This window comes from Rhizobium sp. 01N48 (assembly GCF_056399145.1).
This window is the reverse complement of sequence record NZ_JBFTQT010000004.1, coordinates 130,140-148,946: the sequence shown is the minus strand read 5'-3', so window position 1 is coordinate 148,946 and position 18,807 is coordinate 130,140. Positions and strand designations below refer to the sequence as shown.

The 18,807-nt window shown below is 62.8% G+C and carries 20 protein-coding genes; 14 read left to right on the top strand and 6 right to left on the bottom strand.

What is annotated here, in order from left to right; translation table 11 throughout:
* Positions 1 to 4 precede the first annotated feature (4 nt).
* A complete protein-coding gene (locus AC1DOG_RS09935; RefSeq protein ID WP_477927683.1) occupies positions 5 to 745 on the top strand; it encodes an SDR family NAD(P)-dependent oxidoreductase in 741 nt (246 codons plus the stop codon).
* Between the two features lie 10 nt (positions 746 to 755).
* Here the strand turns inward: AC1DOG_RS09935 and AC1DOG_RS09930 are convergent, their stop codons facing one another.
* On the bottom strand, positions 756 to 1,427 hold the full coding sequence (locus AC1DOG_RS09930) for a glycoside hydrolase family 25 protein (protein ID WP_477928149.1): 672 nt from the start codon (positions 1,425 to 1,427) through the stop codon (positions 756 to 758).
* 432 nt (positions 1,428 to 1,859) lie between these two features.
* Between AC1DOG_RS09930 and cysS the strand changes: the two genes are divergently transcribed.
* From cysS to cimA, 6 genes are all read left to right on the top strand, one after another.
* Complete coding sequence (gene cysS, locus AC1DOG_RS09925; RefSeq protein WP_477927681.1) at positions 1,860 to 3,266, top strand: cysteine--tRNA ligase; 1,407 nt, start codon at positions 1,860 to 1,862, stop codon at positions 3,264 to 3,266.
* Positions 3,267 to 3,477: 211 nt separating this feature from the next.
* On the top strand, positions 3,478 to 3,954 hold the full coding sequence (locus AC1DOG_RS09920) for a GFA family protein (protein ID WP_477927679.1): 477 nt from the start codon (positions 3,478 to 3,480) through the stop codon (positions 3,952 to 3,954).
* 14 nt (positions 3,955 to 3,968) lie between these two features.
* Positions 3,969 to 4,439 carry a GFA family protein gene (locus AC1DOG_RS09915; RefSeq protein ID WP_477928147.1) on the top strand — a complete coding sequence of 157 codons (471 nt, stop codon included), beginning with the start codon at positions 3,969 to 3,971 and terminating at the stop codon, positions 4,437 to 4,439.
* A complete protein-coding gene (locus tag AC1DOG_RS09910) occupies positions 4,436 to 4,912 on the top strand; it encodes a GFA family protein (protein WP_477927677.1) in 477 nt (158 codons plus the stop codon). The genes AC1DOG_RS09915 and AC1DOG_RS09910 overlap by 4 nt, the downstream gene beginning before the upstream one ends.
* Positions 4,909 to 5,865 carry a prolyl aminopeptidase gene (gene pip, locus AC1DOG_RS09905; protein ID WP_477927675.1) on the top strand — a complete coding sequence of 319 codons (957 nt, stop codon included), beginning with the start codon at positions 4,909 to 4,911 and terminating at the stop codon, positions 5,863 to 5,865. Before AC1DOG_RS09910 ends, pip begins: the two co-directional genes overlap by 4 nt.
* Before the next feature lie 199 nt (positions 5,866 to 6,064).
* Entirely contained in the window at positions 6,065 to 7,678 is a 1,614-nt protein-coding gene (cimA, locus tag AC1DOG_RS09900; protein ID WP_477927673.1) for a citramalate synthase, read from the top strand.
* A gap of 6 nt (positions 7,679 to 7,684) precedes the next feature.
* Here cimA and AC1DOG_RS09895 read toward each other — a convergent pair whose 3' ends face one another.
* Complete coding sequence (locus AC1DOG_RS09895) at positions 7,685 to 8,560, bottom strand: protein-L-isoaspartate O-methyltransferase family protein (protein WP_477927671.1); 876 nt, start codon at positions 8,558 to 8,560, stop codon at positions 7,685 to 7,687.
* A 114-nt stretch (positions 8,561 to 8,674) separates the two neighbouring features.
* Here AC1DOG_RS09895 and rarD point away from each other — a divergent pair, with 114 nt between their 5' ends.
* Positions 8,675 to 9,589 carry an EamA family transporter RarD gene (gene rarD / locus AC1DOG_RS09890; RefSeq protein ID WP_113199080.1) on the top strand — a complete coding sequence of 305 codons (915 nt, stop codon included), beginning with the start codon at positions 8,675 to 8,677 and terminating at the stop codon, positions 9,587 to 9,589.
* 11 nt (positions 9,590 to 9,600) lie between these two features.
* Here rarD and AC1DOG_RS09885 read toward each other — a convergent pair whose 3' ends face one another.
* Positions 9,601 to 10,224: an LOG family protein gene (locus AC1DOG_RS09885; RefSeq protein ID WP_112941348.1), complete on the bottom strand. Its 624-nt coding sequence runs from the start codon at positions 10,222 to 10,224 to the stop codon at positions 9,601 to 9,603.
* Positions 10,225 to 10,379: 155 nt separating this feature from the next.
* Here AC1DOG_RS09885 and AC1DOG_RS09880 point away from each other — a divergent pair, with 155 nt between their 5' ends.
* The 5 genes from AC1DOG_RS09880 to AC1DOG_RS09860 all read left to right on the top strand — a co-directional run bounded on the left by AC1DOG_RS09880 (position 10,380) and on the right by AC1DOG_RS09860 (position 16,424).
* Positions 10,380 to 12,362 carry an Ig-like domain-containing protein gene (locus AC1DOG_RS09880; RefSeq protein ID WP_477927669.1) on the top strand — a complete coding sequence of 661 codons (1,983 nt, stop codon included), beginning with the start codon at positions 10,380 to 10,382 and terminating at the stop codon, positions 12,360 to 12,362.
* 200 nt (positions 12,363 to 12,562) lie between these two features.
* Positions 12,563 to 14,440 (top strand): ABCB family ABC transporter ATP-binding protein/permease, encoded by a 1,878-nt coding sequence (locus AC1DOG_RS09875; RefSeq protein ID WP_477927667.1) that lies wholly within the window; start codon positions 12,563 to 12,565, stop codon positions 14,438 to 14,440.
* 35 nt (positions 14,441 to 14,475) lie between these two features.
* A complete protein-coding gene (locus tag AC1DOG_RS09870) occupies positions 14,476 to 15,258 on the top strand; it encodes a phosphatidylserine decarboxylase (RefSeq protein WP_477927665.1) in 783 nt (260 codons plus the stop codon).
* 20 nt (positions 15,259 to 15,278) lie between these two features.
* Positions 15,279 to 16,127, top strand: a complete 849-nt coding sequence (gene pssA / locus AC1DOG_RS09865; protein ID WP_477927663.1) for a CDP-diacylglycerol--serine O-phosphatidyltransferase — start codon at positions 15,279 to 15,281, stop codon at positions 16,125 to 16,127.
* Positions 16,128 to 16,286: 159 nt separating this feature from the next.
* Positions 16,287 to 16,424, top strand: coding sequence for a hypothetical protein (locus AC1DOG_RS09860; protein ID WP_183794685.1), 138 nt, complete (start codon positions 16,287 to 16,289; stop codon positions 16,422 to 16,424).
* Here AC1DOG_RS09860 and AC1DOG_RS09855 read toward each other — a convergent pair whose 3' ends face one another.
* The 3 genes from AC1DOG_RS09855 to AC1DOG_RS09845 form a co-directional block, all read right to left on the bottom strand.
* Positions 16,425 to 17,045, bottom strand: coding sequence for a LysE/ArgO family amino acid transporter (locus tag AC1DOG_RS09855; protein ID WP_477927661.1), 621 nt, complete (start codon positions 17,043 to 17,045; stop codon positions 16,425 to 16,427).
* Between the two features lie 37 nt (positions 17,046 to 17,082).
* Entirely contained in the window at positions 17,083 to 17,847 is a 765-nt protein-coding gene (locus AC1DOG_RS09850; RefSeq protein WP_477927659.1) for an SOS response-associated peptidase, read from the bottom strand.
* 64 nt (positions 17,848 to 17,911) lie between these two features.
* Entirely contained in the window at positions 17,912 to 18,232 is a 321-nt protein-coding gene (locus AC1DOG_RS09845) for a YnfA family protein (RefSeq protein WP_018898792.1), read from the bottom strand.
* Positions 18,233 to 18,326: 94 nt separating this feature from the next.
* Between AC1DOG_RS09845 and AC1DOG_RS09840 the strand changes: the two genes are divergently transcribed.
* Positions 18,327 to 18,746 (top strand): NUDIX hydrolase, encoded by a 420-nt coding sequence (locus AC1DOG_RS09840; RefSeq protein ID WP_477927657.1) that lies wholly within the window; start codon positions 18,327 to 18,329, stop codon positions 18,744 to 18,746.
* Positions 18,747 to 18,807 lie beyond the last annotated feature (61 nt).

Here is an 18,807-nt window from a genome sequence, read left to right as displayed (position 1 = left end):
TAAAATGAGCGTCAATCTCACCGGCAAGGTCGCACTCGTCACCGGCGCATCGCGCGGGATCGGCTATTCCACTGCACTCGAACTTGCCAAGGCGGGCGCCCATGTCGTCGCCTGCGCCCGCACGGTCGGCGGCCTCGAGGATCTCGATGATGCGATCAAGGCAGTCGGTGGCTCGGCGACGCTCGTTCCCTTCGACCTCGCCGACATGAACGCCATCGATGCGCTCGGCGCCTCGATCTTCGAACGCTGGGGCAAGCTCGACATTCTCGTCGCCAATGCCGGCGTGCTCGGCGTGATCTCGCCGATCGGCCATATCGAGGCGAAGGTGTTCGAGAAGGTAATGACCATCAACGTGACGGCGACGTGGCGGCTGATCCGCTCGGTCGATCCGCTGCTGACGCGCTCCGAAGCCGGCCGCGCCGTTATCCTGTCTTCCGCTGCCGCCCATCGCTGTCGTCCATTCTGGGGCGCCTATTCTGCGTCCAAGGCTGCGGTCGAGGCCTTGGCGCGCACATGGGCTGGTGAAACGCAGAGCACGCCTCTTCGCGTGACCAGCGTCGATCCCGGCGCCACGCGCACCGCGATGCGCGCGCAGGCGGTGCCGGGCGAAGATCCCGAAACGCTGCCGCATCCTTCCCAGGTTGCAAAGGCGATGATGCCGCTTCTGGCCCCCGACTACACCGAAACAGGCAAGCTGTTTATCGTGCGCGAGAATAAGCTCGTCGGCTACCAGATGCCCGGCTAAGCCGTTTCGGCTAGCGCGACACTTGCGCTGCTGCTTGGAAGAGGCCCGATAGGTCGGGCTCGGTCGGGCAGAGCGCGTTGAGATCGACAGCCCCCTGGATGCCGGCAACGCTGCCGGTATCGGCGAACTGCCAGATCGACCATCTCCCACAATCGCCCACCGACGGCTCCTCAGCGATGCTTCGCAGCCAGAGATGGTGCGCGGGAAACATCTCCTCGTGCCCCCTTAGATATTGATCGAAGAAGGGCTGATCGAGGTAGAAGATCGGCTTGCCGGGATAGGCGCCGTTCAACTCACCAAAGAACGCGTTGAGTTCGCCGCTCAGTTCTTCGCGTGTCGGCACCTTGCCGCAATTGCCGGTGAATTCGAGATCAATGGCAAGCGGCAGCGTTCCCGGTTCGGAAGGGACTGTCGCCAGCACGTTCTGCGCCTGATCGCGGCCGGGTCGGCAGAAGGTGAAGAAGTGGTAGGCGCCCCCAACGATGCCCGCATTCTTCGCCGCCTGCCAGTTCTCAGCAAAGCGGGTATCGCGGTGATCGCCACCTTCCGTCGCCTTCATGATCGCAAAGCGGACATTCGGCTGCGTCGCCAGCGCTGTCCAATCAATCGCGCCCTGATGGTGGCTGATGTCGATGCCCTGGATCGGATAATCGGTGAGCGAGGGAGGTGAAAACGGGGCCATGGCGCGATCGTATGCCAGATAGGCGGCTGAAGCGACAGCCAGAAGGATGGCGGCAAGCAATGCCTGGTTTAATCGCTTCAATTGTGGCTCCGCTTTGCCCTTCGTTGTTGCCTGATATAGGGCGGGCTTGAGCGATGTCGTGACCGCCCGGCCCTTCGCTTGCGCTCCGGGCGTTCGACGCTGCAATCGATTCGCTGGATCGATTGCTCGCGCTCAGCCCGACCGCGTCTCACCCCCCTTGACCAACGCCCGAAGCCGGGCCATAAAACCCGCCATGAAGACGGTTACCTGCATCATCTGCCGGAAGATTATTCGCTAGCGCGCTCGCTGGCCTGGCCGTTTTCGTCTCCCAATACGCCAAGATGACAAACGCCCCGGCCCGCCGGTCGCGACACGTTGTTTTTCGGATTATGGCATTTTGGGAGAATAGACATGGACGGCCAGTCGGGATCGAAGACGCCGGAACTCAAGCTGTACAACACGATCACGCGCGAACGGACGGTTTTCGCACCGATCGACGCCGACAATGTGCGCATGTATGTCTGCGGCCCGACCGTCTATGACTTCGCCCATATCGGCAACGCCCGCCCCGTCATCGTCTTCGACGTTCTCTTCCGGCTGCTGAAGCATGTCTATGGCGACGACCACGTCACCTATGCGCGCAACATCACCGACGTCGACGACAAGATCAATGCCCGGGCGCTGCGCGATCATCCGAGCCTTTCGCTCAACGACGCGATCCACGCCGTGACCGAGAAGACGGCGCGGCAGTTCCACGAGGACGTAGCGGCACTCGGCTGCCTTGAGCCATCCGTGGAGCCGCGCGCGACCGATAATATCGCCCAGATGATCGAGATCATCGGGCGGCTGATTGCGCGAGGTCACGCCTATGAGGCCGAAGGCGAGGTGTTGTTCGACACCAAGTCGATGGCTGACTACGGGCAGCTTTCCAAGCGCCCGCTCGACGAGCAGCAGGCGGGCGCCCGTATCGCCGTCGACGCGCACAAGAAGAACCCCGGCGACTTCGTTCTCTGGAAGGCCTCCAGCGACAGCGAGCCCGGCTGGGAAAGCCCCTGGGGCCGCGGGCGTCCAGGCTGGCATATCGAGTGCTCGGCGATGAGCCAGCGCTATCTCGGCGACGTCTTCGATATCCATGGCGGCGGGCTCGACCTGATCTTCCCGCACCATGAAAACGAGATTGCCCAGTCGCGCTGCGCGCATGGCACCGAGATGATGGCGAATGTGTGGATGCACAACGGCTTCGTGCAGGTCGAAGGCCGCAAGATGTCGAAGTCGGAGGGCAACTTCATCACCATCAACGAATTGCTGGCAACGGAGAAATTCGGCGGTCGCAAATGGCCGGGCGCTGTGCTGCGGCTTGCCATGCTGATGACGCATTACCGCGAGCCGATCGATTTCTCGATCAAGCGCCTGGAAGAGGCCGAACGCCTGCTGGCAAAGTGGCCGGCGGCGGACGCCGGCGACGCCGCACCGTCTGAGGCGGTCTTGAACGCGCTTCGCGACGACCTCAACACGGTGGCTGCCGTGCAGGCGCTGCATGCGCTGGCACAGGAAGCCAACGCCGACAAATCGCTGCTGCCGACCTACGCCGCCAGTGCCTCCCTGCTCGGGCTTCTGCCCGAGATGGCGGAGATCGACGAGGCGGTGGCGATCGAGATCGACCGGCGCGTGAAGGCGCGACTGGAACTGCTGAAGGCCAAGAACTTCGCCGAGGCCGACAAAATCCGCGACACGTTGATGGCCGAGGGCGTGCAGCTGAAGGACGGCAAGGACGCGGCAACCGGCGAGCGGGTGACGACGTGGGAGGTGAAGCGGTGACAGCGGAGGTCTCGGCGTCGGAGCTTGTGGCGAATGCCCCTCCCCAACCCCTCCCCACAAGGGGGCGGGGCTACAGCGCCGCGACCGCTCGCCTCAACCTGATCACGGTGCATGCGATCTCTCGGAGCGAGGCCTCGCCCCGGGTTAGCCCTCCCCCTTGTGGGGAGGGTTGGGAGGGGTCTTTGTATCCCGCGCAATGGAGGATTTGCGAATGACGACCTACTCCGGCGGCTGCCAGTGCGGCGCGATCCGTTTCCGGGTCCGGGGGACGCTCAAGGACTCCTCGATCTGTCATTGCCGCATGTGCCAGAAGGCGTTCGGTGCCTATTATGCGCCGCTGGTGTCGGTGCGTGGCGCGGAGCTTGAATGGACGCGGGGCGAGCGGAAGCGGTTTCAGTCGTCGAACGTCGTCGAACGCGGCTTTTGCGCCGATTGCGGCACGCCGCTGACCTATGAGGCGCCGGATGGGATCGCGATTGCCGCCGGTGCGTTTGATGATCCCTCGACGCTGCCGCCCGTCATCCAGTTCGGCACCGAGCGCAAGATCGACTTCGTCGACCACCTGCACGAACTGCCGGTTCGTGTGACCGAGGAAGATGCCGAGGCGGCACCCTTCGTGCTCGATCTCGTTTCCTACCAGCACCCCGACCACGACACCGCAACCTGGCCCGAGGAAAAGCGTCCGTGAGCACAACAGCGGCGATGAGTGGGGGATGCCAGTGCGGCGCGGTTCGTTATCGCGCGGCGGGCGAACTCGGCTATCCGCATCTGTGCCATTGCCGCATGTGCCAGAAGGCTTCCGGCAACTACTTCATGCCGCTGGCGGCCGCGAAACGGTCCGAGTTTGTGCTGACGCGCGGGGAGCCGGCGTGGTTCCAATCCTCAGATCTCGTCCGTCGCGGCTTTTGCGCGACCTGCGGGACGCCGCTGTTCTACGACACGCCGGAGGCCGATACCATCAACCTCGTTCTCGGCACGCTCGATGATCCGCAGGCGGTCAAGCCAGTGGCGCAATCGAATACCGGGCGCAAGATGCGCTGGTTTCACGACCTCGACAGCCTGCCCACAGAACCCGACGAAGAGACGCCCGATCGCGAGAATGCGATCGCCGCGAGCAATCACCAACACCCCGACCACGACACGGCCGAATGGCCATCTGGAGCATCATCATGAGCGAACCCATCCGAACCGGCGGATGCCAATGTGGCGCAGTGCGTTTTCGTATCTCGGGCAAGCTCGGGCGACCGTCGATCTGCCATTGCCGCATGTGCCAGAAGCAGTTTGGCGGGTTCTTCTCGGCGCTGGTGACGACGCCGGAGGAAGGCATGGAGTGGACGCGGGGCGCGCCGAGCTATTTCCAGTCGTCCATCAATATCGAGCGCGGTTTCTGCAAGGATTGCGGCACGCCGATGATCTACCGGCATCCCGGCGGGCTTGAGCTTGCGATCGGCACCTTCGACGATCGCAGCGATCTCGCACCGCAGGTCCAGGTGAACTACGAGGCGCGCATCCCCTGGGTCGAGACGATCTTCGACCAGCCTGTTCATACCGACCCCGATTTCTACGCGCGGCAGGAGGCAATCATCTCCTTCCAGCATCCCGATCACGACACCAGTATCTGGCCAGCCCAAGGCGTAAAAATATGACCGAAGTTCTGAGAACGCTCTATCCCGAAATCGAACCCTATGCATCGGGCCATCTCGATGTCGGCGACGGGCATGTGATCTATTGGGAGCGTTCGGGCACGCCGGGCGCGAAGCCAGCCGTCTTCCTGCATGGCGGCCCCGGCGGCGGCATCGCGCCGAGCCATCGCCGGCTGTTCGATCCCGCGCTCTATGACGTGACGCTGTTCGACCAGCGCGGCTGCGGCCGCTCGACGCCGCATGCCGATCTCAACGCCAACACCACCTGGCACCTCGTTTCAGATATCGAGCGGCTGCGCGAGATGGCCGGCGCCGAGAAGTGGCAGGTTTTCGGCGGCTCCTGGGGATCGACGCTGGCGCTCGCCTATGCCGAGAAATATCCCGAGCGCGTGTCGGAGCTGATCGTGCGCGGGATTTACACGCTGACGAAGGCCGAGCTCGACTGGTACTATCAGTTCGGCGTCTCCGAAATGTTCCCGGACAAATGGGAACGCTTCATCGCGCCGATCCCTGAGAACGAGCGGCATGAGATGATGCACGCCTATCATCGCCGGCTGACGCATGAGGACAAGGCGGTGCGGCTCGAAGCGGCCAAGGCCTGGAGCATCTGGGAAGGCGAGACGATCACGCTGATGCCAGAGCCCTCGACCAGCGGCAAGTTCGAGGACGCCGAGTTCGCCTATGCCTTCGCGCGCATCGAGAACCACTTCTTCGTCAATGCCGGCTGGATGGACGAAGGTCAGCTTCTGCGCGATGCGCACAAGCTGAAGGACATTCCCGGTCTCATCGTCCACGGTCGCTACGACATGCCCTGCCCGGCCAAATATGCCTGGGCGCTGCACAAGGCCTGGCCGAAGGCGGATTTCCACCTGATCGAGGGCGCGGGGCATGCTTATTCGGAGCCGGGGATCCTCGACAGGCTGATCCGGGCGACGGATATGTTTGCGGGGAAGTAAGGCACTTCGGAGCGAGTGAGCTGGCGCTGGTGGGTGTACGCCCCCCTCTGCCCTGCCGGGCATCTCCCCCACAGGTGGGGAGATTGGCTGGGCTCACCCGCTTGCCACAAATCGATCTCCCCCCTTGTGGGGGAGATGTCCGGCAGGACAGAGGGGGGTGGCCCCACATGAAAGCATTCGAGGCCTGGGAGGCTTGGCAATGAAAGACCGCATCTATCTCTTCGACACCACGCTGCGCGACGGACAGCAGACGCCGGGCATCGATTTTTCCGTCGAGGACAAGATCGCCATCGCCACCATGCTCGACGAGTTCGGGCTGGATTACGTCGAAGGCGGTTATCCGGGTGCGAACCCCACGGATACGGCTTTCTTCAACGAGAAGCGCACCCGCAACGCCTCCTTCGTCGCCTTCGGGATGACCAAGCGCGCCGGCGTTTCGGCTTCCAACGATCCGGGGCTCACCAGCCTGTTGCAGGCGAAGAGCGATGCGGTCTGTCTGGTTGCCAAGAGCTGGGACTATCACGTCAAGGTCGCGCTCGGCTGTTCTAACGAGGAGAACCTCGAGAGCATCTCCGAGAGCGTCAAGGCCGTGGTCGCGGCGGCTAAGGAGGCGATGGTCGATTGCGAGCATTTCTTCGATGGCTACAAGGCCAATCCTGAGTATGCGCTGGCCTGCGCCAGGGCGGCCCACGATGCCGGCGCGCGATGGGTCGTGCTCTGCGACACCAATGGCGGCACGCAGCCGCCCGAGGTCCGCGAAATCGTCGAGGCGGTAATCGCATCAGGCGTTCCCGGGCACTGTCTTGGCATTCATGCGCACAATGATACCGGCCAGGCGGTCGCCAATTCGCTTGCCGCGGTCGAGGCCGGCGTGCGGCAAATCCAGGGGACGCTCAACGGCATCGGCGAGCGCTGCGGCAATGCCAATCTGGTGACGCTGATCCCGACGCTGGCGCTGAAGGAGACTTACTCCTCGCGCTTCACGACCGCCATCGACCCGGAACGTCTTCTCAACCTGACGCGGCTGTCGCATGCCTTCGACGAGCTTCTGAACCGCTCGCCCGATCACCAGATGCCCTATGTCGGCGCCTCCGCTTTCGCGACCAAGGCCGGCATCCATGCCTCGGCGCTTCTGAAGGACCCGCGCACCTACGAGCATGTGACGCCCGAGAGCGTCGGCAACTTCCGCAAGGTCATGGTGTCGGACCAGGGCGGCAAGGCGAACTTCATCAACGCGCTGAAGCGGCGCGGCATCGAGGTCGGCAAGGACGATCCGAAGCTCGACCGGTTGATCTCGCTAGTCAAGGAGCGCGAGGCATCGGGCTATGCCTATGAAGGTGCGGATGCCAGCTTCGAGCTCTTGGCCCGCCGCACGCTCGGCACCATCCCAGAATTCTTCTCGGTCGAGGGCTTCCGGGTGATGGTCGAGCGGCGCTTCGATTCGCACGGGCAGGTGAAGATCGTCTCGGAAGCGGTAGTGAAGCTCGGCATCGACGGCCACACGGTGATGTCGGTGGCTGAAGGCGATGGACCGGTCAACGCGCTCGACCTGGCGCTGCGCAAGGATTTCGGCAAATACCAGCACGAAATCGACGACCTGGTTCTGGCCGACTTCAAGGTGCGTATCCTCAATGGCGGCACGGAAGCGATCACCCGGGTTCTGATCGAATCCACCGACAGCGACGGCGTGCGCTGGTGGACGGTCGGCGTGTCGGAGAACATCATCGACGCCTCGTTCCAGGCACTGATGGATTCGGTCATCTACAAGCTGATGAAGAACCGGCAGCTGGCGGGCAAGATCGCCGCCGAATAGGAACGCTCAATGGAGCGCGGCCGTGACAAGGCCCCAGCGCTCCTGCGAGTACCACTCCTGCTCCGTCTTGACCGCATTCCAGCGCAGCGCGTGAATGCGGTTGAGCCCGCCGGCGTGGAAGGCGCGATCAAGCGCGGCGTAGGTGGAGAGGTCGCCCGAGATCCCCTCGCCCCATACGAAATTGACCGGCTGCAGGAAGCGGGCGCTCAATTCATCTCCCTCCCTGCCGATCAGGAAGAAGGCGGCCTGCGAGGTCACGCCGAGCAACCGGCCTTCGGCGCCCATGGCGGGCGTGCCGAGCGGAAACAGCAGCCGCCCACCGTTCGCAAGCTTGTCGATCCAGGGTTCAGCCGGGTGGTGGAGAGCGAAGTTCACGTAGATGGCATCCGCCGGCTCGCGGGGCCAATCGAGACCGTCTCCGTTGATGACCTCGACATTTGCGTAGCGCTCCAGATTGCGTCTGGCCTGTTGCGCCAGTTCCGCATCGAACTCGACGGCCACGACACGGCCGGTCTCGCCGACGATTTCGGCGATGATCGCGGTGTAATAGCCGCTGCCGGCGCCGATGTGGTAGACCGTCTCGCCCTTGCGCAGCTTCAACCAGTGCAAGGCGCCCGCATGCAGGCTGGGGCTGCCATTGTTGACCTGGCGATCGGCTTGGAGCGCGAAGAGCAGGTCCTGGTAGAGAACGACGGGATCGCTTGAGGGCACCTCGACGTAGCGCTTCCAGTCGCGCATCTTCCACGGCGGCGGGCCGAGGAAATCCTCGCGCGGCACGGTGGAGAACGCGCTTAACAGGGCCTCGTCCTGTTCGACACCGGCTTTAGCCAGCATTTGCACGGCGTAAGCACGGCGGCAGATTTTCAGCTCGGCTTCATCCACGGTCTGATCCTGATAATTCAGCAATAGCGAATATCGCTTCAATGAAATGAATTGGCCTATTCACGGCCGTTGCGCTAATCGGGTGCCAATCATAAGAACCAATGGAAACACCCAATGTCTGCCGATGCAAGCATTCCCCTCGTGAAAAACGAGGACAGTCCGCGTGGCTTCGCCTTCGCGCTTACGGCCTATCTGCTCTGGGGCTTCCTGCCGATCTACATGAAGGCGGTCGCGCATATTTCGCCGGCCGAAGTGATCGCGCATCGCATCCTCTGGTCGCTGCCGCTGGCCGGCATCGTGCTCATCGTGCTCGGCCGCACGCAGGACATCCGCATCGCGCTGCGCTCTCCGCGCATGCTGGCGATGGCCGCACTCACGGCGTCACTGATCACCGTCAACTGGGGGACCTATGTCTGGGCGATCGGCGCCGGGCATTCGCTGGATGCCGCACTCGGCTATTTCATCAATCCGCTCTTCAGCATCTTCCTCGGCGCGGTCGTGCTGAAAGAAAAGCTGCGGCCGGCGCAGATCGGCGCGATCGTGCTGGCGGGTCTCGCCGTCGTGGTGCTCGCCGTCGACAGCGGCGGCATTCCGTGGGTTTCGCTGACGCTGACGATTACCTGGGGCCTCTACGCGCTATTTCGCAAGACGCTGCCGCTCGGACCGAACCAGGGGTTCTTTCTCGAGGTGCTGATCCTCAGCGTCCCGGCCTTCTTTTATGTTCTCTATCTGGAGCTCGGCACCGGAGACGGGCATTTCTATCGTACCGGCTGGAGTGATACGGCGCTCCTTCTCGGCTGCGGCTTGATCACGGCCGTGCCTTTGATGATCTATGCCAACGGCGCCAAGCTTCTGAAGCTGTCGACGATAGGTATCATGCAGTATATCGCGCCGACGATGATCTTCCTGATCGCCGTCTTCATCTTCAAGGAGCCGCTTGGCACCGCGCGCATGATCGCCTTCCCGCTGATCTGGGCGGGGCTTTTCCTCTATACGTGGTCGATGCTGAGAGGCAGTCGGGGGCGATAAGCCCCCGCTTATTACAATTTAGAGATAACGGCTTCCTCGCCGTCGCGGTCGCTGGCAAATTCCGCTGCCTGCGCCATGATCGCGGGGATAATCTCCTCGATCGTGTCGATCACCAGCGGCTGCACCCGGTGGGCGGTGTGAATGAAGCCCTCGTCGGTCATGTGGCGCAGGAGCTCCATCATCGGATCCCAGAAGCCGTTGATGTTGGCGAAGATCATCGGCTTTTCGTGACGGCCGAGCTGCGCCCAGGTCATGATCTCGATGATTTCCTCCAGCGTGCCGATACCGCCGGGAAGCGCCACGAAGGCATCCGAACGTTCAAACATCGTGTGTTTGCGCGCATGCATGTCAGGCGTTACAATCAGCTCGTTGAGCTGGCCGAGGGAGTGGCGGGTCGCCTCCATGTCGATCAGGAATTCGGGAATGATGCCGGTCACCTGACCGCCGTTCGAGAGCGTACCGCTCGCAACCGCCCCCATGATCCCCTTGGTGCCGCCGCCATAGATCAGGCGCAGGCCGTAATCAGCGATCTCCTTGCCCAGCGCACGGCCGGCGGCCATGTGGCTTGGGTCGCTGCCGGGGCGCGAACCACAGTAGACACAGATGGAGCGAATGGAATGAGATTGATCTGTCATGGGAGCAAACAACTATTCTCTCTGGGTCCAGTCAAGAAAAATGACGGAAAACATACATCTTACATTTGCCCGGCTACTTTGACTGCTTGTGCAAAGCAACGGGAATCGCTAGCAATTTCAGGAAGTCTGGCAAGATTGCCGCTTGGGGAGACCTGATGATGAAAAACCGTGCCGGCTTGCTGGCCCTTGCAGTGCTTGTAATCGCAATTCTGTTGATGGTCTTTGTCGTCATGCCCCGTATCGGTGGCGATGCCGGCAAGGTTGGTGACGCAATCAATCAGGCAAGCTCCGAGGTCAAGAAAACCGTAACCGAATCCGCCAAGACGTCGCGTCCGTCGGCACCCGACGATGCCGCGACCGCGCAGAAGCTCGGCGGCCTGACGACGGCAGCCGGACAGGCACTTGGCGAACTTAAGGCGCTGTTTGCCGACGGCAAGGGCCCGACCGACGACGTTTTCGCAAGCGCCAAGACGAAGACGATCGGAGCGCTTCAGGCACTCGCCGATTTCGCGACGCCCGAGGGCACCAACCCGATCACCACTGATGCGATCGACAAGGCCAAGGCCGGCGCCGCCAAGGCGCTCTCCATCATCCAGTCGCTGCCGGAAAACATCGCCGACGCAGCCGCCGCGATTGCACGTGCCGAAGCGGCCCTGACGGGCGCGCCGGAGCCCGCGGCACCTCAGACGCAGGACAACGCCGCACCGGTTGCCGAAGGCCCGAAGCTGCCGACATTCGACGTGCTGCGTGTCGAGCCAGACGGCTCCACCGTCATCGCCGGCTCCGCGGAGCCGAACAGCAAGCTTGAGATTCTCGATGGCGACAAGGTGCTGATGGGTACCGATGTTGGTGACAATGGCGATTTCGTCGCTGTTCTCGACAATCCGCTTGCCGCCGGCGACCACCAGCTGCAACTCCGCGCGACGGCCAAGGACGGCAAGGTGACGACTTCGGAAGAGATCGCCACGATCTCGATCCCCAAGGACGGCAATGCATCGCAGCTGCTCGCCATGGTCTCCAAGCCGGGCGCTGCCAGCCGCATCATCACCGCGCCTGGCGTGACGCCTCCGGCAGCAGCCAACAACGCCGCCCCGACCGACCAGGCATCGGCAGCGCCGCAGGCGCAGGCTCCCGCGACATCGGAGACGGCAACGGCGCCGGCAACAGCAGCCGCACCGGCTGATGTCCGGGTCAATGCCGTCGAAATCGAAGGCGACAAGATCTTCGTCGCCGGCACAGCGAAGCCTCAGGCCAACGTGTTCGGCTATGCCGACGACAAGCTGATCGGCAAAGCCAAGGCCGGCGCGGATGGCCACTTCGTCATCGACGGCGTGATGCCGCTTGCCGTCGGCGACCACAAGATCCGCGTCGACGTCGTCGATGCGGCCGGCAAGGTGCTGGTTCGCGCTTCGGTCAACTTCAACCGCCCCGAGGGCAACCAGGTCACGGTGGCGGCGCAGTCCGGGACGCCCACGGGCAACGCGGCGACGCCAATGATCTCGCTCGACGAAGGCGCGCTCGGCAAGCTGAAGAACGATGCGGCCAAGGCATTCGCGCTGCTGAGCGGCCTGTTCAGCGACGGCAAGGTGCCCGGCAACGAGCAGCTCGCGGCCGCCCGCTCGGCCAACGAGTTCGCGCTGAAGTCGATCGTCGATTTCCGTGCGGCAGCCGATGCGACCGCCGACTTCAAGGAGCGTGTCACCACCGCTTCGATGAAGGCAAGCGACGCACTTAAGCTGCTGCAATCGCTGCCGCGCGACGCAAGCTCGGTCGGCGCCGCACTCGCCAAGCTCGGCCAGATGGTGGCCGATTTGACGGCACCGCCGGCTGCACCCGCGGCACCGGCCGCCCCTGCAAACGAGGTTGCCAGCGGCGACGCCGGTCCAGCGACCATCGAGCAGGCGCCGCTGCAGGAAAGCAAGGAAACCGTGATCATCCGCCGTGGCGATACGCTGTGGCAGATCTCGCGCCGCATCTACGGCGCGGGCGTCCGCTACACGACGATCTACGTCGCCAACGAGGACAAGATCGTCAACCCGGATCGCATTCTGCCGGGCCAGGTCTTCGGCCTTCCGAAGGATGCCTTGCCCAACGCTGAAGAGATGCACCGCAAGCGCATGTCGGGCGAGCATCTCTAGGACAGACAAGATTACTGGGGCCGGCATCGATAGATTGCCGGCCTCTCTTTTCCTTTGATCTTCTTGTGTTGTATTGCTCCGCCCGCAACCCTATTTGGCGTTGACGGCGATCATGTCAGGCGGCGGCCCCCTACGCTCGCCCTTCCCCTCTTTGCCGACAACACGACACTTCCAGGGCCTGACGCGGGCCGGAGACATGCATGGCAAACGGCAAGACAGTTTCAGACTCCAATCTGTTGCGGACCCTCTTCAACCTCTGGCCCTACATGTGGCCGACGGGGCGCGGCGATCTGAAGATGCGGGTCGTCTGGGCATCGGTCTACCTGCTCATATCGAAGTTCGTGCTGCTGCTCGTCCCCTATTTCTTCAAATGGTCGACGGATGCGCTGAACGGCAAGTCTGATCTCGCAGGCAAGGTGCCGGATCTCCTCGTCGGCGCCATCGCGCTCGTCATCGCCTATAACCTCACCCGGCTGATCCAGCTGGCGCTGAACCAGCTACGCGACGCGCTGTTTGCCAGCGTCGGCCAGTACGCGGTGCGCCAGCTTGCCTACAAGACCTTCGTGCACATGCATGAACTGTCGCTGCGCTTTCATCTGGAGCGCAAGACGGGCGGCCTGTCGCGGATCATCGAGCGCGGCACGAAGGGCATCGAGACGATCGTGCGCTTCACGATCCTGAACTCCGTGCCGACGCTGATCGAGTTCCTGCTCACCGCCATCATCTTCTGGTGGGGCTACGGCTTCTCGTATCTGGCGGTCACGGCCTTCACCGTCTGGGCCTATATCTGGTTCACCATCCGGGCCAGCGACTGGCGCATCTCCATTCGCAAGACGATGAACGACAGCGATACGGACGCCAATACCAAGGCGATCGATTCGCTTCTGAACTTCGAGACGGTCAAATATTTCGGCAACGAGGACATGGAAGCCAAGCGCTTCGATACCTCGATGGAGCGTTACGAGAAGGCTGCGACCAGCGTCTGGACGTCGCTCGGTTGGCTCAACTTCGGCCAGGGCGTGATCTTCGGCCTCGGCACGACCGTCATGCTCATCCTCTCGGCGCTGGCCGTACAGCGCGGCGAGCAGACCGTCGGCGACTTTGTCTTCGTCAACGCCATGCTGCTGCAGCTTTCGGTGCCGCTCAACTTCATCGGCTTCGTCTACCGCGAAATCCGCCAGGGCTTGACCGATATCGAACAGATGTTCGACCTGCTCGAAGTACAGGCCGAGGTGAAGGATGCACCCGATGCCAAGCCGCTGAACATCGAGCAGGGCGCGATCTCGTTCAAGGACGTACATTTCGCCTATGACCCGGCCCGCCCGATCCTGAAGGGCATCTCCTTCGACGTGCCGGCCGGAAAGACGGTGGCGATCGTCGGGCCGTCAGGGGCCGGCAAATCGACCATGTCTCGGCTGCTCTATCGCTTCTACGATATCCAGAGCGGCTCGATCACCGTCGATGGCCAGGATGTGCGTGGGGTCACGCAGAAGAGCCTGCGCACCGCGATCGGCATGGTGCCGCAGGATACCGTGCTCTTCAACGACACGGTTGCCTACAACATCCGCTACGGCAGGCCGTCGGCAACCGAAGCTGAGGTCAAGACCGCGGCCGAGATCGCGCAGATCGCCCACTTCATCGACCTTCTGCCGGAAGGGTTCAACACCATGGTCGGCGAGCGCGGATTGAAGCTTTCGGGCGGCGAGAAGCAGCGCGTGGCGATTGCGCGCACGATCCTGAAGGCCCCGCCGATCCTCATCCTCGACGAGGCGACATCGGCGCTGGACACGACGACGGAACGCGAGATCCAGACGGCGCTCGACGTGGTCTCGAAGAACCGGACAACTCTGGTCATCGCCCACCGCCTTTCGACCGTGATCGGCGCGGACGAGATCATCGTCTTGAAGGCCGGCGAGATTGCCGAGCGCGGCACTCATGCGGAGCTCTTGCTGAAGAACGGTCTCTACGCCTCGATGTGGAGCCGCCAGCGCGAGGCAACGCAGGCCGAGGAACATCTGAAGCAGGTGCGCGAGAACGACGATCTCGGCGTCGTCAACCGGCTGGCGCCGGCCACCTGAGCCCACAAACGCTTGCCGTCCATCAGCAAGCTTAGATGTGCATGAGAGGGCATCGGCATTGCCCCCAGGAGTGTTTCCCTGTAACCAGCGGAGACGAAAACGCTAGGAGAGCGGCATACATGAGCTTGTTCAATACGGTACGCAACACGATCGTTCCGGTGCACAAGGAAGGTTATCCCTTCATCGCGGCCTTCTTCGTGGCCTCCCTCATTCTCGGCTGGATCTTCAAGCCGCTGTTCTGGATCGGCCTGATCCTGACGCTGTGGTGCGCCTATTTCTTCCGTGATCCGGAGCGCATGACGCCGCAGGACGACGATCTGGTGATTTCGCCCGCAGACGGCAAGGTATCGTCCGTGCAGTTGGTCGTGCCGCCGGCGGAGTTGAACCTCGGCTCGGCACCGATGCTGCGCATCTCCGTCTTCATGAACGTCTTCAACTGCCATGTGAACCGCGCCCCGATGCGCGGTCGCATCGTCAGCGTCAATTACCGCTCCGGAAGCTTCGTCAACGCCGAGCTCGACAAGGCCAGCGAAGACAATGAGCGCAACGGCCTCGTCATCGAGACCGCCCATGGCCAGATCGGCGTTGTGCAGATCGCCGGCCTCGTGGCGCGCCGCATTCTCTGCTGGGCCAATGCCAACGAGCCGCTGGATGCCGGCGAGCGCTTCGGCCTGATCCGCTTCGGCTCGCGCCTCGACGTCTTCCTTCCCGAGGGCGCGCAGCCGCGCGTCACGCTCGGCCAGACGGCGATCGCGGGTGAAACGGTGCTGGCCGAATTCGGCTCCGCCAAGGGCCCTGTCGTCAGCCGCCGCGCCTGAGAACCACTAGGAGCGCGATCATGGAAACGCCCTTCCCGCCTTTCGAACCCAATGGCCCGCCCGATGATTCGGGACGTGGGCCACGGCTTCGCGAGATTCCGTTGCGGCTGGTCGTTCCCAACCTGATCACTATCCTGGCGATCTGCGCCGGTCTGACCGGCATTCGGCTTGCTTTCGAAAACCGCTACGAGCTCGCTGTCGGCATGGTGCTCGTCGCCGCCTTCCTCGATGGTATCGATGGGCGCGTTGCGCGGCTGATGAAGGCGACGTCGAAGTTCGGCGCGCAAATGGATTCGCTGGCCGATATCGTCAATTTCGGTGTGGCGCCGGCGCTGGTCGTCTACGTCTTCGCGCTGGATCAGGCGCGTTCGCTAGGCTGGATCGCGGCTCTCATCTATGCGATCGCCGCCGGCCTGCGCCTGGCGCGCTTCAACGTCATGTCGGAGCGCGAGAACAAGGCGAGCTGGCAGTCGGAATATTTCGTCGGCGTGCCTGCCCCTGCCGGCGCCATGCTGGTGCTTCTGCCCGTCTATCTCGGCTTCCTCGGGATGACCACCGACAAGACCTTCGGCTATATCTCGGCCGCCTACACGGTGCTCATCGCCTTCCTGCTGATCAGCCGCCTGCCGGTCTGGTCGGGCAAATCGGAAGGCACCAAGCTTCGGCGTGATCTGGTGCTGCCGATGATGCTTGGCGTGGTGCTTTATGTCGCCATGCTGTCGAGCTTCACCTGGGAAGTGATGTCGCTCACCGCCGTGGTCTACCTCTGCACGCTGCCGTTCGGCGCCCGCAAATGGAAGCGCAAGTACGGGACGCTGACGATCGAAGAGCCGGGTGTCGGCGAAGATGATATCGGCCGTCACATCTGAGTTTCTCCAGACAATCCTAATCTATCCCGTTCCGCTCAAGCCTCGCGAATTATGGTTCGGCGACACAAATCATGATGTGTCTTGCCTCCATTTTGTCGCTATTTCCGGCAAAAGAGCAATAAATATAAGAGTCTAGGGACAGAAGTTAAGGAGAGTAACGTGACCCCGAAGAAGACGAATGTGGAACAGCCTGCAAAGACCGATCTCAGCGCGCACTACCGCCCGCTCGGCTTGAAGGCCGTTCTGGCTGCGGCGCTGATGCTGAAGAAGCCGACGCTCGCCAAGAAGATCGCCTGATCACGACATCAGGACACGGGCGCCGAGGCTGATGGCCAGAAGCGCCATGATGATGCCGATGAGCACGTCGAGAACCCGCCATGCGGCGGGTTTGGCAAAGACCGGTTGCAGCAGACGCGCACCGTAGCCCAGACCAAAAAACCAGATGAATGACGCAGCCGCGGCCCCGAGGCCATAAGCCAGGCGATCCGCGCCGTGATAGGCGGCCGACAAGCTGCCGAGCAGCACGACCGTGTCGAGATAGACGTGCGGGTTGAGGAAAGTGAAAGCCAGGCACGTGGCCACCGCCGCCTTCAGCCCCAACGGCTCCGGCGTTCCCGCCTCGATGGCGCCAGGATGAAGCGCGCGCCGGAATGCCATGAACGAGTAAGTGCCGAGAAACAGCATGCCGCCGAGGCTGACGACGGTGATGAGGGTCGGCGATTGCGAGACAAGCGTGCCGAGACCGGCGACGCCTGCTGCAATCAGCAGCGCGTCCGACAGGGCGCAGATCAGGCACAGGATGAAGACATGTGAGCGCAGCAGCCCCTGCCGCAGGATGAAGGCATTCTGGGCACCGATGGCGATGATGAGGGAAGCGCCGAGGAAGAGACCGGAGAGCGCGGCCGAAATGGAGAACATGTGATTTTCCGGATGTGACTGCGGTGGGATTACAGAATCAGAAGAAGCTGAGCTGGCCGTCATCCGGCTTTTTCTTGTCAGCGGGCGGCAGCGGCTTTTCCAGCGGCACTGGGGTCTGCAGGTCCTCGCCCATATTGGCCACCTTGTTGACCTTGTCGGAGACCGGGATCGCCTCGAAGAAATCCTCCTCGACCGGCCGCATGAGATCAGCCACCTCGCGCGGCTCCTGCGTCTTGCAATCCAGCCAACGGGCGAAGTCCTCGGGCTTGATCACCACGGGCATGCGGTCGTGGATCGGGGCGATCGCGGCGTTGGCTGATGTGGTGAGGATCGCACCGGTATCCACTTCGGAACCATCGGCCGAGGACCATGTTTCCATCAGCCCTGCAAAAGCGACCACGCCACCATGGCGCGGCTTGATCCAATAGGCCTGCGATTTCTCGCCGCTCTGTTTGGAAGGACGATGCCATTCGTAGAAGCCGGAGGCGGGAATAAGCACGCGGCGATGGCGCATGGCAGCGCGGAACGATGCCTTGCCGATTGCCGTTTCCGACCGCGCATTGATGAGAAGCGGAAACGCCTTGGGGTCTTTCACCCAACCCGGCGTGAAGCCCCAGCGAACGAGAAGCGCGCGGCGGTCCGGCAGGTTGCTTCCCCTCTCCTGTCCCTCGCCCGAGACGACCACCAGAATCGGCTGAGTCGGCGCGATATTTAAGCGCGCGGGAAAATCCTCGAGGTCGAGGATAGCCAGAACTTCCTTCAGCTCCTCGGGGGATATGGTCAGGGCGTAGCGTCCACACATGCCAATCTATTTGCACCCTGCCCTTTCAGGGTCAAGGGACCGGCCAGGGTATGGTCACGTCGGTTCAGCCTCTTGGCGCGAAGAGGATGATCGCGGTGCCCGCGAGGCAGACAATAGCGCCGCTGATATCCCACCGGTCAGGAACGCGGTGTTCGACTAGCCAGAGCCAGATCAGTGAGGCAACGATATAGATGCCGCCATAGGCCGCGAAGGTGCGGCCCGCCGCTTCGCTCGGCACCAGCGTCAGGAGCCAGGCGAACAGCGCCAGCGACACCATGCCGGGCGCCAGCCACCAGATCGGCTTTGCCATGCGCAGCCACGCCCAGAAAGCGAAGCAACCGGCAATCTCGAAGAGGGCCGCGGCGGCGTAGATGATATAAGTCACGGCACGTGCCTTCGAATCGCTTGGATCAGATTGTTTTCCTGAGTGAGATAGGCACGCGACGGCGATCACCGGCAAGCAACAAACGGCATTTCTGATGACTTCCAATCCGACAGCTGCATCTTCCGCGATTCTCGAACGCGACGGACGGTTCCTGCTGGTGCTCCGGCGCAACCCGCCATCGGCGGACATGTACGCCTTTCCCGGCGGCAGAGCGGAGCCTGGGGAAACGCCTGATCAGACCGCGTTGCGCGAGTTCGAGGAGGAGACGGGTATTCGTGCCCGCAACCCTGAGATCTTCGCCACCTATGATCTGAAACAGCATGGCGCGGACGGGCGGCTGACCAGCCACTTCTTTCTCTCGGTTTTCCGCGTCGAGGCCGATGCCCATTCGGTTGCCGCGGCGGCCGACGATGCGGCGGCAGTCGGCTGGTTCACGGTGGATGAGATTCGCCGGCTGCCGACGCCGCAAAGTGTGCTTGAGTGCGCCGAACGACTGGCAGCCGCCCAGAAATGAGGAAGGGGAATAAGCAAGGGGAAAGGCAACCCCGCACCTTGTCCCCGCCACCTTCAGAGTG